This is a genomic window from Bacteroides difficilis, assembly GCF_048319815.1.
Lineage (GTDB): Bacteria > Bacteroidota > Bacteroidia > Bacteroidales > Bacteroidaceae > Bacteroides > Bacteroides zhangwenhongii.
The window spans coordinates 477,827-494,294 of record NZ_CP182814.1 but is presented as its reverse complement, the minus strand read 5'-3'; the positions used below and the strand labels follow the sequence as shown (position 1 = coordinate 494,294).

Below are 16,468 nucleotides of genomic sequence, written 5' to 3'. Positions count from 1 at the left end.
ATTTGATTAATAATGAAAAGTAAACACAAACTATCCATCAACCAGTGGGCATTGGAAGACCGCCCACGGGAAAAAATGATGGAGAAGGGAGCAGCCGCATTGAGTGATGCCGAACTACTCGCTATACTGATCGGTTCTGGAAATACGGAAGAAAGTGCTGTTGAATTAATGAGACGCTTGCTCCTGTCTTGTGACAACAATCTGAATTCTTTAGCTAAATGGGAGGTCTGTGACTATTCCAGTTTCAAAGGGATGGGGCCGGCGAAGAGTATTACGGTGATGGCGGCCTTGGAATTGGGCAAACGAAGAAAGTTACAAGAAATTAAAGAGAGACTTCGAATTACTTGTTCGAAAGATATTTATGATGTTTTCCAACCGATAATGTGTGACTTGGAACAAGAAGAATTTTGGGTCCTTCTATTGAATCAGGCTACAAAACTAATTGATAAGATACGTATAAGTACTGGCGGTATAGATGGGACTTATACCGATGTACGCACCATTCTTCGGGAAGCATTGCTGCAAAGAGCTACCCAAATAGCGGTGGTCCATAATCATCCTTCAGGGAATATTCATCCCAGCCAACCGGACAGGACTTTGACGGAGCATATTCGTAAAGCAGCGGAAATCATGAATATTCGTCTGATAGATCACGTCATCGTTTGTGAAGACGGATTTTTCAGTTTTGCAGATGAGGCCTTGCTTTAATAATGCTATCTTATTTAAAGTAAAAATATCTTATTTGTTCTCATTCCTGCATTTATTTTTATACTGTGTGGGTGTCAAGCCTGTGTACTGTTTGAATGCAGTGCTGAAATAACGTAAAGTGGTGAAACCTATCTGGTCTGATATTTCAGTAAATGTCAGGTCGGTGGTTTTTATCAGAGTAATAGCTTGTTCCAACTTGAATTTATTGATATAGTCATTTGCCCCCATATCTGTGATAGCTTTTAACTTGTTATAAAGGGATGTCTTACTCATCCCGATTTCTCTGCAGATAAAAGGAATATCTAAAGAGGGATTGCTGATATTTTCGGAAATGAGTTTGTTAAACTTTAACAGGAATTTTTCATCTGCCTGGCTGAAAGTACTTTCCAATGGCTGTGGAAAGTTACCTATATGTTGATAGTGTTCTTTCGTTTGTTCCCGGTTATATAGCCGGTTCTGTATAATCTTGACAAGAGTGTCTATCTCAAAGGGTTTTCCCAAATAAGCGTCTGCTCCGATTTTATATCCATACAGCTGACTCTGTTCGTCATTGCGTGCTGTGAGCAGAATCACAGGAATGTGGCTGATGCTGATATTTTCTTTTATCGCTTTGCACAACTCGTATCCATTCATAATCGGCATCATGACATCGCTCACAATGATATCCGGCACTTGTTTTTGAACTATTTCAAGAGCTTCCCGACCATCATGCGCCATATAAGTCGCTTTAAACAAGGGTTTCAATTCTTTGGATAGAAAATCTGTCAGGTTATGATTGTCGTCTACCAATAATATGCTATAATTCTGTGTTGAGAAATCGACTGTCTCAGGAGCGTCAATCTCATGAACTGCTAATTCATTGATGTAAGGTTTCGGTTGGCAGATGACTTCACCCGGCTCTAAGTCTAAAGGCAGGTCGAAGAAGAAAGTGGCTCCTCCCGCTTCGTTGTTCATAGCCCCGATTTTACCTTTATGTAATTCTACCAGCATTTTGGCGTACGAAAGTCCGACTCCACTGCCGCCAATTTCCTGCTTGCCTTGATAAAAACGGACGAAGATTTTCTTCATATCTTCCTTTTGCATACCTTCTCCCTGATCCGAAACGGAAACACGGACGTATGAATCATTTTTATTGGTACGGATGGTGATAGTCGTATTTTTAGGACTGTGTTTCAGTGCGTTCGTCAATAAGTTTGTGACTACGATTGTACATATATCCTTATCAAATGCCATCTCCTTTATGTTGTCATCGAGCTGATAATCAATTTGCACATCCTGTGCTGTTCCTTCGTCCGTAAAGTCGGCTCCAACTTCCTTTATCCATGAATTGAGTGGATAAGCTTGGAGTTTTAACTTGGTTTCTCCGACTTCCATCTTGCGTACATCCAGCACCATATTGATAAGGTCTTTCATCCGTTGGGCCTGTTTATGTATATTCTTCAATGAGGGATAAATGGCATCGCTAGAAGGAAGTGTCTTTAATATGCGGCTTAACGGGGCATATATGAGCGTGAGCGGTGTTCGCAGTTCATGGCTGATGTTAATCAGAAAACGGACTTTCTCTTCATACACATTCTGTTCATGTTCTTTCATCATCCATTTCATCTTGTTTTCTTTGCGTCGGAGCAGAATGAAAACAATTTGTATTACAATGCCTATGCAAAAAATGATGCAGAGGGAGATAAACCACCAACTTCTGTACCAAGGTGGCAGTACATTTAATGTAAAAAGAAGCTGAGGAGTTGTTTCGTTTCCTTCCTGCGTGTTGCAACTGACCATGATGGGATAACTTCCCGGTGCGAGAGATGGGATGATTAGTTCCGGATTGTAGCTGTCTGCATCAAACTCTCCCATTTGAAAATGATACACTTTAAGGCGGAGAATGTCTGCGCCGTATGTCATTACCCGAATCTTGATATTTTTACTATTCCAAGGGATAGATATGGCATTGTCTTTTAACTGGTACATCCTGTTCTCTCCGTTCACTGTCAGTTCGGCAAGAAGTATGTCTGGAGAGTCGGCACTCTTTTCTATTTTAGTGTTTGCGTTGATGCATAATAAACCTTTTACTCCTCCCATATAAATGTTTCCTTTGGGCGACATTAGGCGGGGCTTGGCTAAATATTCGTTAGGAGATATTCCGTCCGCTTCACCGAATAGTATAAAACGTTTGTCATTGGTAAGCCAGACAAATAATTTTTGTTCTGCGCCTATCCAGACTTTTCCCTTGTTATCACAGAGAACAGTATTGGCTTCATTGAAAAGAGACGTGGAGATGGCGTTGAATTTCTGTGTGTTGGGATCGTATGTGTAAAGACCGTGGGTGCTCGCAATCCAGAAAGTACCTTTGTTATCCCGAGAGACGGCATTTAGATAAGTGTTATCAGGAGCGCTTGTCAGTATTTCCAGTGTATTTGTTTTCCGGTCCAATTTGTAGATGTTGTAAGGATCATTCAGATAGGTAACGGCGGAGTCGTGCGCAATGGAGGTTAACATACCCTTTATGGCTATTTCTTTTCTACATGGAATAGGTGATAGGTCATGGGAGAGAATATTGTAACGGTAGGGAGGAGAACTCAATATTAGTATTGAGTTTGGAGCGTCTTGATATAGGTTAATAGGTTACCCGCTATATCGTATGTGATTTTCTAGCGAGGGAGAAGTAACGGTGAAAGGGCGTTTTTTGCCAGAACGCTTATCGAATATAAAAAGACCTTTGGAGAAAACGGATATTAACAGTTCATTGGGGGAGTAATTGGTGATAGAGACTATTTTATCTCCCCAAGTATCCGGATAATGCACGAATGTTTCAGTGGAAGGGATAAACTTGTTGATACCTCCACCATCTGTGGCTATCCATAACTCTTCCGATGCTGCCTCCTGATATAGTTGCAATACGGTGCTTTGGCTCAATCCTTTATTGTGCCCCAGTACGACATTTGCGTACGTTCTCATAGATACTTCCCGAATATTGATGACTCCTTCCCGTTTGCTTCCTGCCCATACATTGTTTGCTGCATCTCCGTGTAGGCATAGAATCGTGTTTATAGGTAGTGAATGTGGGTCTCCGGAAATATGTTCCAGGACAGTAATGTCTCCATTTTCTGGATTGAGAATGTTGATACCTCCTCCGTCAGTTCCCATCCATATCTTTCCACTCAGTTCGATCATGCACAATATGATGTCACTGCTGAGTTGTGAGTTTTTAGTATTATACTCAGCTACCAGTCTCCCCTGTTTGGAGAAACACTTGATACCACTGTTGTAGGTGGATAACCATATCCTTTGTTGGGAATCGATTGTGATTCCTACATTATTATTTTTCAGTTTGGAAGGGAAAGGGGTCATTTCATAATTGTTGAGATCCATTTGTAGTATTCCCTGTTGCCAACTTAGACAAAGCACTACGTTCGGTTTCCATACCTTGATAGATCTTATCATAAACGGTTGGTCGGTTTTAAATTCTTTAATAAGGGAAAGGCTGTTTGTGGTATAAGAATATTTGTATATCTTATTAATGGCTCCGAATAGAAGTCCGTCTTCAATCTTGCATACGGAGGTTGCGATGATTGGTTGATTGTTGAGTTTGGGAATGAAAAATCGGTCGTGGATAAGCGAATATAGTGCAATGCCTCTGGTTGTTAATATCCAAGTCATCTGCTGGTTGTCTTCAATAATATGTAAGATGCTATCACTGGGTAGGGAATTCTCATTATCGGGTTGGTGAGTGTACTTCTTGAGCTCTTCTCCATCAAATCTTATCAGTCCTGTAGGAGTACCGATCCAAATAAACCCTTTCCGTTCTGTATGGATGCAGCTAATGATAGAAGGCATACCGTTTTGGGAGCCAATTTGCTTGAAATCATAATGATTGTTTGTGCAGACTGCAGGAAATATACTGATTAGTAGAAAAACCATTAAGCAGAGTGTATATGCGATTTGTCTGTTTTTCTTCATCGATTAAGACTATTAAGAGGTTGTCATGGCAAAAGTATGATTAATTCCGGTAAAATGAAAGAAAAGGGTATAAAATATTAATTTGAATACTTAGTTCTGATGATAGGAAAAGGGGAGGGGATAATGAGTTTATGTTGCTTCTAAAATAGGTCTCTAAGTATGTCTAAAAGCGGAATATGGATGATATTGGAACTATTTCGGTGATTTTGTGAATAGGGTAATATTGGTAATAATCTATTTTTGCGCAGTAATTTCAGTTTGGGGACTGCATTTGCTGTCTGCGGATGAAATTCGAAATTTTAGTATTAACTTTAATATAATGTTATGAAGAAAATGCAGATCAGGACGCAATTCGTGTGTCTCTTTTCGATGCTTTTGCTGTTTTTTCCCTTGGGGGTATTGGCCCAACAGGGAACTATCACCGGACAGGTGGTAGACGAACACGGAGAGTCTGTTATTGGAGCAACTGTTATGGTGAAAGGTTCTACCGATGGTGCTATTACCGATTTGGATGGGAATTTTTCGATTAAGGGCAAAGTGGGCAGCACTCTTACAATCACTTATGTAGGTTATTCTCCTTTGGAGGTGAAAGTAGCTAAATTATCCGGTAATCGTTATGTGATGAAAGAGGATGCCAAGGCCTTGGACGAAGTCGTGGTGGTAGGTATGGGTACGCAGAAACGTAATACGATTACGGCCGCGGTAGCCACGGTCAATCAAGACGCTATCGCTACCCGTCCGGTAACTGATGTTACAAGTGCGTTGCAAGGTAATGTGGCAGGTCTGAACTTTGCTTCAGACGCTTCGGAGAGTGGTACCGGTGGTGAAGTGGGTGGTGAAATCAAGTTCAACATCCGTGGTATAGGTTCTATCAATGGCGGCGAACCGTATGTATTGGTCGATGGAGTGGAACAAAGTCTGCAAAATGTGAATCCCGCTGATATTGAAAGTATCAGTGTGTTGAAAGACGCTTCTGCCGCTGCCGTTTACGGAGCGCGTGCTGCTTATGGTGTGGTTCTAGTGACGACAAAGAGTGGAAAGAAAGATAAGGCAAGAGTGACTTATCGTGGCTCTGTCGGTGTCAGTGCACCTATCAATATGCCGGAGATGATGAATTCCTTGGAATTTGCTAATTATAAAAATGCGTATCGGTCGGCTATCGGTGAGTCTCCGTATTTCTCACAAGAGACGATTGGTTTGATGCAACAGTTTATGCAGAATCCTTACGGTGAAGGTCTGCCTGGTATAACAGCTAACCAGGAAAATACCGGTTGGCGTGGTGCTGAGTCGCAATATGCCAATACCGACTGGTACGATTATTTCTATAAGAACTGTTCTTTACGTCATTCTCATAATCTGAGTGTATCTGGAGGTTCTGATAAAGTGACTTACTATGTTGGCATGGGATATACTTATCAGGGTGGTTTGTTAGACCGTGTCGAAGATTCTTTGGATAAATATAATGTAAATACAAAGTTTCAGATCAAACCGAATGATTGGTTAAAGTTCAACTTCAATAATAATATCACATTGAATCTGATATCACGTCCGCTTCCTAATATGTCTATCCTGTATCATCAGATAGCCCGTTCTCAACCTAATGTGGTAACGGAGGTTCCAATCTCAGGGCCGTATAATTTGCCTTCATGGAACGAAGCGCTTTATCTGGACAATGTGAATTACTCTCAGAATCGCATATCGGACGCGATGACTTTCGCTGCTACGGTTACTCCGTTGCAAGGCTGGGATATTACAGGAGAGATGAAAATACGTTTTGATGTGCAGAATGATGAATTTTTGCAAAAACAACCTAGAACAACCCGTCCGGACGGAACCGTTGAGGATGTGACGGCCCCCCGGCAAGGCTATTCTTATCCGGGAATTCAATATTCAAATTCTTTATGGGGTTCAATGACACGTGGGAGTCAGTTCAATTATTATTTGTCTCCAAGTGTGTCATCGTCTTATACTAATCAGTGGGGAGATCACTTTTTTAAGGCAATGGTCGGCTACCAGATGGAAGTACAGCATAATTCGAGTTTATATGCGTATAAGGATGGTGTGATGAGTGATGATACTTTCTCTTTCGACAATGCTAACGGTAGCGCTTATAATAGCGAGGCACGTGAACATTGGGCTACCATGGGATTTTATACTCGTCTGAACTGGAACTATCAGAATATTTATTTTCTAGAGTTCAGCGGACGTTATGACGGCTCTTCACGTTTTGCTTCCGGTAATCGTTGGGGCTTTTTCCCCTCTTTTTCCGCCGGTTATGACATTGCGCGTACAGATTACTTCAAACAATTGGACTTACCTGTTTCACAGTTGAAAGTTCGTCTGTCTTATGGTCGTTTGGGTAATCAGAACGGTGCCGGGCTGTATGATTACTTGAATTTTATGACTTTGAAACCGGATTATGCAAACGCATGGTTGCTTTCCGGTATAACTTCGGCTGTTCCCGCGCGTGGGACTATCGCTTTGACTCCGTCTATGGTAAGCCCGTATATCACATGGGAAAAAGTGGATAATGCTAACTTAGGTTTCGATTTGAGCCTTTTTGATAATAGGCTGACTATCACTGCGGATATTTATCAGCGCATGACGAAAGATATGATTGGCCCGGCAGAGGCAATTCCGGATATTGGCGGTATTGCTATCGAGCAACGTGCAAAGGTCAATAATGCGACATTGCGTAATCGCGGATGGGAATTATCCATAAACTGGGCGGACCAGTTGAAGAATGGTTTTAGCTATGGTGTCGGATTCAATATATTCGATTATAAAGCTGTTGTGACTAAATATAATAATCCGGAAGGGTTGATTTACAACAATCATACAGGATTGGTCCGTAATAAAGGTTATTATGAAGGAATGGACTTGGGCGAAATCTGGGGATATGAGGCGAATGACTTGTTCCTTACCAATCAGGAAGTAGACGAATATCTGAGAAATGTGGATATGTCTTTCTTTAAGCCGAATAAAGACTGGCAACGCGGTGATTTGAAATATGTCGACTCGAATAGAGATGGCAAGATTGACCCGGGTTCAGGAACATTGAAGGACCACGGTGACTTGAAAGTGATTGGTAACACGACTCCCCGTTATTCGTTTGGTGTGAATTTGCATGCCGGATACAAAGGGTTGGAGGTTTCGGCTTTGTTCCAGGGAGTAATGAAACGTGATTATCCGATGTCTGCGAGTACTTATCTCTTCAGCGGTGACTCGAACTTCTTCAAAGAACATCTGGATTATTATAATGTGTATAATCCGGGAGCTTATTTGCCGCGTCTTACCAAACCGGACAGTCCGGAGTACAATGCGAATGTGGGTTATAATACAACACGTTATTTGCTGAATGCAGCTTATATGCGTATGAAGAACTTGATGGTCTCTTATACTTTCCAACCTAAACTAGTTAAGAAAATCGGTTTGGAGAATCTGAAAGTATATTTCACTTGTGATAACTTGTTCACTATTGACAACTTGCCGGATGTTTTCGACCCTGAAACATTGAATCAAGTAAATACATGGGCGGGTGGTAGTAATGAAACTGCCCCGGGATTGACATCTCCAATGAAGCAAAACGGTAACGGAAAAGTATATCCGTTGAATAAGAACTATGTATTTGGCGTTGAGTTCACTTTTTAAACAGTAGAAAAATATGAAAAAGATATATATAATGGCTCTGGTGGCCGTCTCAATATTGCCGTTTTCATCCTGTTCCGATTTTTTAGACAGAGAGCCGATTACTAAACCGGAAGCCGGTAACTTCTTGACCGGTGCCGTACAGGTTGAAAACTATATCAACGGACTTTATATGACTTTGCCGTCTTTTACCAAGTTTGGCTTGGGAGTCCGCAGTAAAGAAAAGAACAGCGATAATATCGTTGCTGAAAAATATGATCAACGTCTGCATGGTCAGAACAACCAATTTAGCGGGGCTTCTGAATGGCAGACAGGCTATCAGAATTTGCGTAAGGTAAACTACTTCTTCCATAATTACAGGGTATCTAAAGAATTGGAGACCGAAGATGTACTTTCCTTAAAAGGAGAAGCCTACTTCTTTCGTGCTTATTGGCATTTCGATTTGTTGAAAAAGTTTGGTGCTATTCCGGTGATGGATACATTTTGGGATGAGAATGCTACGATAGCCGGATTGCAGATTCCTGCAAAATCACGTAATGAAGTTGCTAAGTTTATTTTGAGTGATTTGGATGAAGCGAAACGTTTGTTGCATTCACGCAGCAAGTATTCGGGCATCCGTGTTAATAAAGAAGCTGCTATGGTGCTGGCTATGAATGTAGCTTTGTTCGAAGGCACTTGGGAAAAATATCATGCGAATGATGATTTTGCAGCTCCCACAAACGAATCTTCTTACTTTTTGGGGGAAGTTATCAAATGGGGCGACGAGTTGTTCGGGTGTGGTATTGATTTGTATAAAGTCGGACAGAATCCGGGGGATGCATTTGCCGCTTTATTCAACAGCAAAGACTTGTCGGGCATGGACGAAGTGTTGCTATGGAGAAAATATTCGAATGAACAAGGTGTTTTCCATGATGTAAACGGTAACTTGAAAGCTGGGATTGTCGATTCGGAAGGAGCTGCGGGAATTACTCAAAGTCTCGTGGACAATTATCTTTATAAGGATGGGACACCTATTAACCCGAATGATAGTAAATTTAAAAGTTTCAAGGAGACTTTTGAAAAACGGGATCCGCGACTACTCCAGACTGTAATGAATGATGGAGCTAAATTTGCTTCGTCTATTACTGCTACTCCCATGCATCTGGAAGAGTATAGCGAGGAGAAAAAGAATAAAATCAGTCCTCCCAAACTGGCCGGAGACGGTAATGCACGTTCTTTGACGGGCTATCATATTCGTTTGGGTATTGATACGACTTTTGTGAGTGGCAATGGTGAGACGGCTTTACCTGTCATTCGTTATGCAGAAGGTTTGTTGGCATACGCTGAAGCGGCTGAGGAGTTAGGACAGTGGAGCCCCGAGATAGCCGGCAAGACATTGAAAGCCCTCCGTGAACGGGTAGATGTGACATACGTAACTCCCGTAAAGGATAGCTATTTTACAGATTTTGGTTACGAATTGACTCCTGTTTTACAAGAAATACGCCGCGAGCGTCGTTCGGAACTTGCTTTACAAGGTTTCCGTTTGGATGACTTGCTACGTTGGAAAGCTGATAAACTTATCGTTGGAAAACGTGGAAAAGGAGCGTATATCTATAAAGGAGCGGAAGAATCATTATTGTTCAAGTCATTCAGCCCGGATAACCGGAAAAGAATAAAGGAAAGATTGTTGCTCGATGATAATGGGTGGGCAGACCCGATGGCGGGAACTTTGCCAAGTGGATATCAGTTCCATACTGACAGAGATTATCTGTTGCCGATTCCTCCTTCCGAGTTGGAATTGAACAAGACTTTGAAACAAAACCCTAAATGGTAATCATTAGTAATGATATAATAATACATAGATTATGAAGAAATATTTTTATAGAATATTACCCGTCTGCTTGTTTGTTCTGATAATGGCAGGCTGTGATGATACCGAAACGGTCATCTCTATCGGGGAGGCTCGTAATTTGGTAGCCGAAATCAGTACTCAGAGTGCTGCTATCGGTGATAATGTGACCTTTTCTGTCAAGGTGGACCAAGAGGGTAGTGCCTTGGCTTTGGAAGAAGATATAGATATTGTTTTGACTTTTTCGGGGAAGGATGTAGAAGGGAAAGAAGTATCGGCAACTGATGTTTTCGAGAACTTCAGTGGGCATCTTTATATGAAAAAAGGTGAGACACAGGGATTTACCGAATTCAGTGTAAAAAGAGATTTGGCTAAATATCCGGTCTCGGGAACTATCACCGCATACGTCAGAGGATATAAGATAAATGCCGCTGAACGTCCGATTGTCATTTCCGATAAGCATTATACTATTTTGTCTTTGAAGAATAACTCGGATAATATAGTGAAGGAATTTGGCTATTTTGTTCTTATGGCTACTGTGGGAGCACCGGTCAAAGAAGATGTGACGGTAACGATAGATGCTGGTGAAGATGCAGGCAAGTATGAAAACCTTCCAGACAAGCTGGTTGTGAAAGCTGGTTATAAGACAGCTGAATCCGGCTTCATTCGGATAAAAGGTGAGCAAGGGCCAAATACTTTTACGTCTGTTTCGATGTCTTTTTCTACTGATTCGGATATTCATCCTATTTATGGTGACAAGATAGAAATTAAAGTGAAAGATATTGACGCAGGTTTAACGCCGGGTACGGAACTTACGAATGAACAGTGGGTATATATTGATCCGGAACAGATATTTGTATCTGCGAAAAATGAAAAAGCTGTAAAAAAATGGGATGAGATAAAAGCGGTATCTGCATTGTCAATAAAAGAAGGTGATCCGCATCCTAATGAGATTCTGGCTGCTGACGGGTGGGTGTTTATGAACTCTTATGAGTTTCATCCGATTGACGCTTTGACACAATATGGAAAAGAGAATGAATACGGAAATCGCCCTCCACGTTATATGGCTGCACAGAATGTGGCAAACACACAGAAGGTTCAGGCGGTTGTGAACGAGAAATATGCGACAATGACACAGGACGGATACCTGAAAATGTGGTGTGCGTATGATCCGGGAATTGGTGCGACAGGTGGAATCTCCGGTACCAGGGATTATGGAGTTTCATCGCTTTATGCCAGCAAATTTGACGGTGTTCCTACGGGAGCAGATTCTTGGGAGGCCAATAATGTACGTATTTTGCCGGGTACTCGTGTAGAAGTTCGGATCCGGATACGGGGGAAGAAACACTCTTTCAACCCGGCTGTTTGGTTCCAGGGAAATATTAGAGGTGTGCAATGGGCTACTTATGGTGAGGTCGATCTTCTGGAAAATCCGGCAAATCATAGCAATCTGAATGGAGCCTGGCAGACTTTCCATTGGAATGATGTCTCTACTTCATCTGGTGAGAAGTATAAACCGTCATCCGGAGAGAAATCTATTGCTGATATGAACGAGTTTGACATTTATTGGATGGAATGGCGTAGCAATGATGAAATCGCTTTAGGCATCAATGGTCTGGAGACAGTATGCATCAAGCGTGATGGTAATTATACCGGAAGTGCGAACGGTACTGCAATATGGAATAGCTCTACACATTGGCCGTACACCGATGAGTATAATACTGAAGGGTTGCATCTGTTGCTGACATTTGCCGGTTGTAATGAATGGTCATTGGGTAAAGAGGCAGCGGAGGCGGCTGCGAAAGACGGCAGTTGGGCGAATGACTTTAAGCATATCTCTTATCAGGAGAGCAAAACCAGTGTTGATACTCCGCGTATGGAAATAGACTGGATACGCTTCTATAGAAAGTCGGGCTATAAATATAAAGGGCACGGATCTCCTACCCGTAATATCCAAATGTATTAATGGTAGCCAAATTAACGATGTTGAATTAAAAAACTTTTATATAGTTATGAAGAAAGCTTGTCACTTATTGGGCGTTGCGCTGTTGGGCGCAATAGCACTGGCCTCTTGTGAAGAGGATAAAATAGTGAATGAAAATACCGGTGGAGGAAGTGAAGCCGGGAGAGAACTGGCTGATTATACATTTACAGCTTCGATTAAACAACCGGAGGCTTTGGTGCGGGCTAATGTCCAACATGAGGGCTATGTCTGGAATAGTGGAGATGCGGTTACTGTGTGGAATCGTAATCTGGGTACAGGTTACGGGTTTACGATTGCTTCTGATTTTCAATCTGGCAAGGAGGCTGTTTTTACTGGAAAGGCGGCCATGACGAATGGACATAAATTGATTGCTGTCTTTCCTCGTATGGAAAAACAGGCATTCAGCGAATTGGCTACGGTTGAAATGCCTGATGTCTGTGAACAGTCTGCCGGAACAGCAGAACTGGGAACTACTACGTATATGATAGCTACGGGAAATGTGTCGGATAATAAGATTCCAGCGTTGACTTTCTCACCATTGACGGCTCTTCTCCAGTTTAATCTGAAGAATACGTCCGGTGGAGAGTTGAAAATGGGTGCTATTACCATAGAGAGTGATGACGAAATTTTTCCTCGTAAAGCGGCATTTGGTGATGATGGTGAAGTGACTGCACTTTTGAATACGAAAAGTAAAGTCACCTTGGATATGAAAGAACAGACGCTGGCAAATGGAATGGTATTGAATGGTTATCTGAATATATTGCCTACCACTTATGGAGATATCCGGTTGATGGGAGCAAACACACGGTTGACTATTACAATAAAGGTATGGTCGGAGAATGGCGAGCATGACATTGTACTTTTGAAAGAAGTAGCTGTGAAAGACTTGCAAGAAAAGTTAGGGCTGGATATGGAAATATCTGCCAATCAGTTTGCTGCCGGAAGAAAATATGTGATGGACTTTGATGTTGATTATCATTTCAAGATACCTGAGGAAGGATATTTGATTGATGATGACGGTAACATACATATTTATAATGCAAATGGCCTTGTGGCTTGGAGCCTGTTGGAACAGGAAAATGTAACTGTGACGTTGGAGAAGGATTATATCGAAAATCATGTTATTGACCTGGATGGCAAGGAGTGGACTCCAATATCGGCTTTCTATGGCCTGTTCGAAGGTAACGATGTGGTTATCAAGAATCTGAAACTCTCTCAAGGTGGCTTTATTGCAGCCAACAATGGTGGAACTATTCAAAACTTGACATTCAAGGATGTTTCATACTCTCAAGACATTACAAGTGATGCTGGAGGATTGGTTGTTAGTAATGCGGGTGGCAAGATTAAGAATTGTACCATTGACGGAATTACCCTTAAAGCTACGAAGGCGGCTAATGTCGGTGGATTAGTCGGTACAAACACTTATCCGGGAATCATAGAAAATTGTCGGGTACTGTCGGGAACATTTGACTTTAGCTTGTCAGGATCGGGTAACGGAAACTATGGAGGATTGGTCGGATATAACTATGGTGGTACAGCTATTATTCTCAACTCTTTTGTCGGAGCGATAAAAGTCAGTCATCCCACTAATTCTGCTGGAGCTTCTTATGTAGGAGGACTTTTGGGCTTTAACTCAGTAGGTAAAGTGATGGGCTGTTATTCTTTGGCGGAAATGACCATTAACTGCTCGGCTCACATTGGTGTTCTTATTGGGGCCGTTGGCAATGGAACGATTATGGCTTCCTATGCGTCGGGTTCAATATCCGGTAAATCTGCTAATAACACAGGTGGATTGATTGGCAATAATTTTGGAACGACAGGTGAAATTGTAGCTTGCTATTCAACTGGCGATTTCTCTCATGTCGAAGGGAATAAGATCGGAGCCTTTATAGGAAATAATCAGGGAATAGCCAAACAGTGTTACTGCGTCAATGAAACATTGGAGCCTGTAAAAGCGGGCTCTTCAACAGGTGTGTCTAAAGTGACGGTGGAACAGCTGCAAGGTAAGAAACGTCAGATGAATCTGGTGATAGAGGCACAAAAATTGGAGTTTGAGTTCAATTTCAAGGTGAATGAGGATCCAACAACGAAAGACAAGCAACCATTGGTGTTGCAGGATGCAGTGAAAGAACCGGACTTCGGAGGAGATGACTTTGAAGATGGCGGGGAGATTTAACAACTGAAAAATATTAAAATCATGAATAAGTTATATTCTTTATTAGGGATTGGGCTGCTGAGTGCAGCCACCCTAAACTCCTGTAAAGAAGATGCTTTCTTAGAAGGTGACAACAGGGAACAGCAAGGCGAGTTGCAAACCTATACGGCTGCCGCTTCTATCGAGGGATATAAAAGTACGGAAAAGGAGCCGTCTACACGCGCTAACGTGCAGGAAGACGGGAGCTCTTTTATGTGGAATAAAGATGATGAAGTGACTATTTGGAATGGAACGGCCGGTTATGACTTTATGGCAATCAACTATGATGAAAGTGAGCCGTCGGGACATGTGGAATTTACTGGTGAAGGCAGTCTGACGGATGGAACTACTGTTTGGGGAATCTATCCTAAAAAGGAATCTCCTGCTGCCGCGAATGTATTTTCGTTTGCTTTGTCGGATAAGGTAGTACAAAATGGAAAGCAGCCTGATTTGAAGAGTACAATGCATATGCTTGCCAAAGGTACGGTGAATGGAACGACGGTTACTAATATGAGTTTTGAGCATTTGACGGCGCTTTTCCAGTTTAAAATAACGAATAGAAGGCAGGAAGCTTATAAAATGACTAAAGTAACTGTTTCATCGGGCAATGAAGCTGTCTTCCCTAAGGTGTTGACGGTTTCCGAAGATGAAAAAACGTATGGTGAGATGGTTGGTGACCTGACTCTGGAACTTGCCGAAATGGAAGTTGCGAAGAATGAGGTTGCGTTTGGCTACATGAGTTTCTTTCCTACAACGGGGCTGACAGCGGATACGGAACTGACCTTTACAGCTACTTTAGAAAATGTGAATGAGCCGGGATCTACAGAAACCATAGTAAAGGCTGGGAAAATCAGTGAACTTTATAATGCAGAATCGGTAGTAGCGGAGGATGGATACAAATATGTCGCAGGCAAGAGATATAGTGTGTCGTTTACATTGATTGGAGATCCGGGATATGAAGAAACTGAACCGGGCAAGTATTTGGTGAAGAAAGAAGCGGGATTGATCAATTTGGCTGGGGATCCGTCTATCATGACCAAAACAGATGTAATAATAACATTGAATACTGATTTGGATTTTACCGGTAAACCTGCTTGGATTCCCGCAAAACTATTCAGTGGGACATTAGACGGGAATGGTAAGGTAATTAGTGGCTTGCAGTTGAATGTCGAGAATGCTACCATCGGCTTGTTTGAAACGAATGCAGGTACGATTAAAAATCTGAAGATAAAGGGCGCTTCTCTCACAGGAACAATCTCTGCCGGAAGTAATGTGCCTGTAGGAACGTTTGCCGGAAAAAATACCGGTACGATACAAGACTGTATCCTTGAAGGTGGTACTTTTAATGTTCCTGCTAATTGTTTGTACGGCGGCTTTGTCGGACAAAACGAGGGAAAAATAATAAATTGTAGTATTACAGATGTTTCTAATTTTACTTGTGATAATGCAAATACTAATGTGGGAGGTGTAGTCGGTAAGAATATGGGTATTCTTGAAGGTAGTTATGCAAATAATGTACAGATGTCATGTTCTAAAGGGACTATTGGTGGATTGGTCGGCTGGAACAACAGCGGCAATGCGAAGATTGTGGGATGCTACTCTTTGGTCAATATTACTTTGACAGGTTCGGTCAATTCCGGCTTGTTGGCTGGTGGATGTAATTGGACTCATGTAACTGCTTCATTTGCAGTAGGTAGTATCTCTGCTCCTGTCAATGCTAATGCATCCAGAGGCGGTTTGGTTAATCAAGGTGGTACCATAAATGGTTGTTATTCGATTCCTATACTTGATAATATTCAGGGAAATGTCAATACAGGAGGTATTTCCGGGAAGAGCGGTGGAGGTCAAAGTACGCTTAATTGTTTCTATATAAGTACTGATGAGGCCATTCATGCTGTGGCTAGTGGTGAACAGACTGGTGTGGAAAAATTGTCTGCAACCTCGGCTTTAGTAGAAAAACTGTCAGAATTGAATGCAAATACAGAAGTTGCCGCTTCTGGTTATGAATTTGTAATAAACGAAGGTAACAATAAGGACGTAGTTCCTTTGCTCGTTCAAAAGAAGAAGTAAATAACTGTAAATTTTCCCTTAGCCATCTTTATGTAAAATGAGGGTGGTTAGGGGATTTTTATTCCCAATAAATATCAAT

At 41.8% G+C, this 16,468-nt stretch carries 6 protein-coding genes and 1 pseudogene; 6 read left to right on the top strand and 1 reads right to left on the bottom strand.

Annotation, left to right across the window (positions count from 1 at the left end; genetic code table 11):
• Nucleotides 1-12: 12 nt before the first annotated feature.
• Nucleotides 13-708 (top strand): RadC family protein, encoded by a 696-nt coding sequence (radC, locus tag ACNOGP_RS01925; protein ID WP_195533211.1) that lies wholly within the window; start codon nt 13-15, stop codon nt 706-708.
• A gap of 30 nt (nt 709-738) precedes the next feature.
• Here radC and ACNOGP_RS01920 read toward each other — a convergent pair.
• A pseudogene (locus ACNOGP_RS01920) lies at nt 739-4,665 on the bottom strand (ATP-binding protein).
• A gap of 324 nt (nt 4,666-4,989) precedes the next feature.
• Between ACNOGP_RS01920 and ACNOGP_RS01915 the strand changes: the two are divergent.
• From ACNOGP_RS01915 to ACNOGP_RS01895, 5 genes are read left to right on the top strand one after another with little or no spacing between them, the layout of a single operon-like run.
• Nucleotides 4,990-8,316, top strand: coding sequence for a SusC/RagA family TonB-linked outer membrane protein (locus ACNOGP_RS01915; protein WP_418213942.1), 3,327 nt, complete (start codon nt 4,990-4,992; stop codon nt 8,314-8,316).
• Nucleotides 8,317-8,329: 13 nt separating this feature from the next.
• A complete protein-coding gene (locus ACNOGP_RS01910) occupies nt 8,330-10,126 on the top strand; it encodes a RagB/SusD family nutrient uptake outer membrane protein (RefSeq protein WP_418213941.1) in 1,797 nt (598 codons plus the stop codon).
• A 31-nt stretch (nt 10,127-10,157) separates the two neighbouring features.
• The gene (locus tag ACNOGP_RS01905; RefSeq protein WP_418213940.1) at nt 10,158-12,107 is read left to right on the top strand and encodes a DUF5006 domain-containing protein; all 1,950 of its coding nucleotides are present in this window, start codon (nt 10,158-10,160) and stop codon (nt 12,105-12,107) included.
• Between the two features lie 46 nt (nt 12,108-12,153).
• On the top strand, nt 12,154-14,301 hold the full coding sequence (locus tag ACNOGP_RS01900) for a GLUG motif-containing protein (protein ID WP_418213939.1): 2,148 nt from the start codon (nt 12,154-12,156) through the stop codon (nt 14,299-14,301).
• 21 nt (nt 14,302-14,322) lie between these two features.
• Complete coding sequence (locus ACNOGP_RS01895) at nt 14,323-16,389, top strand: hypothetical protein (RefSeq protein ID WP_418213938.1); 2,067 nt, start codon at nt 14,323-14,325, stop codon at nt 16,387-16,389.
• The last annotated feature ends 79 nt before the right edge of the window (nt 16,390-16,468 follow it).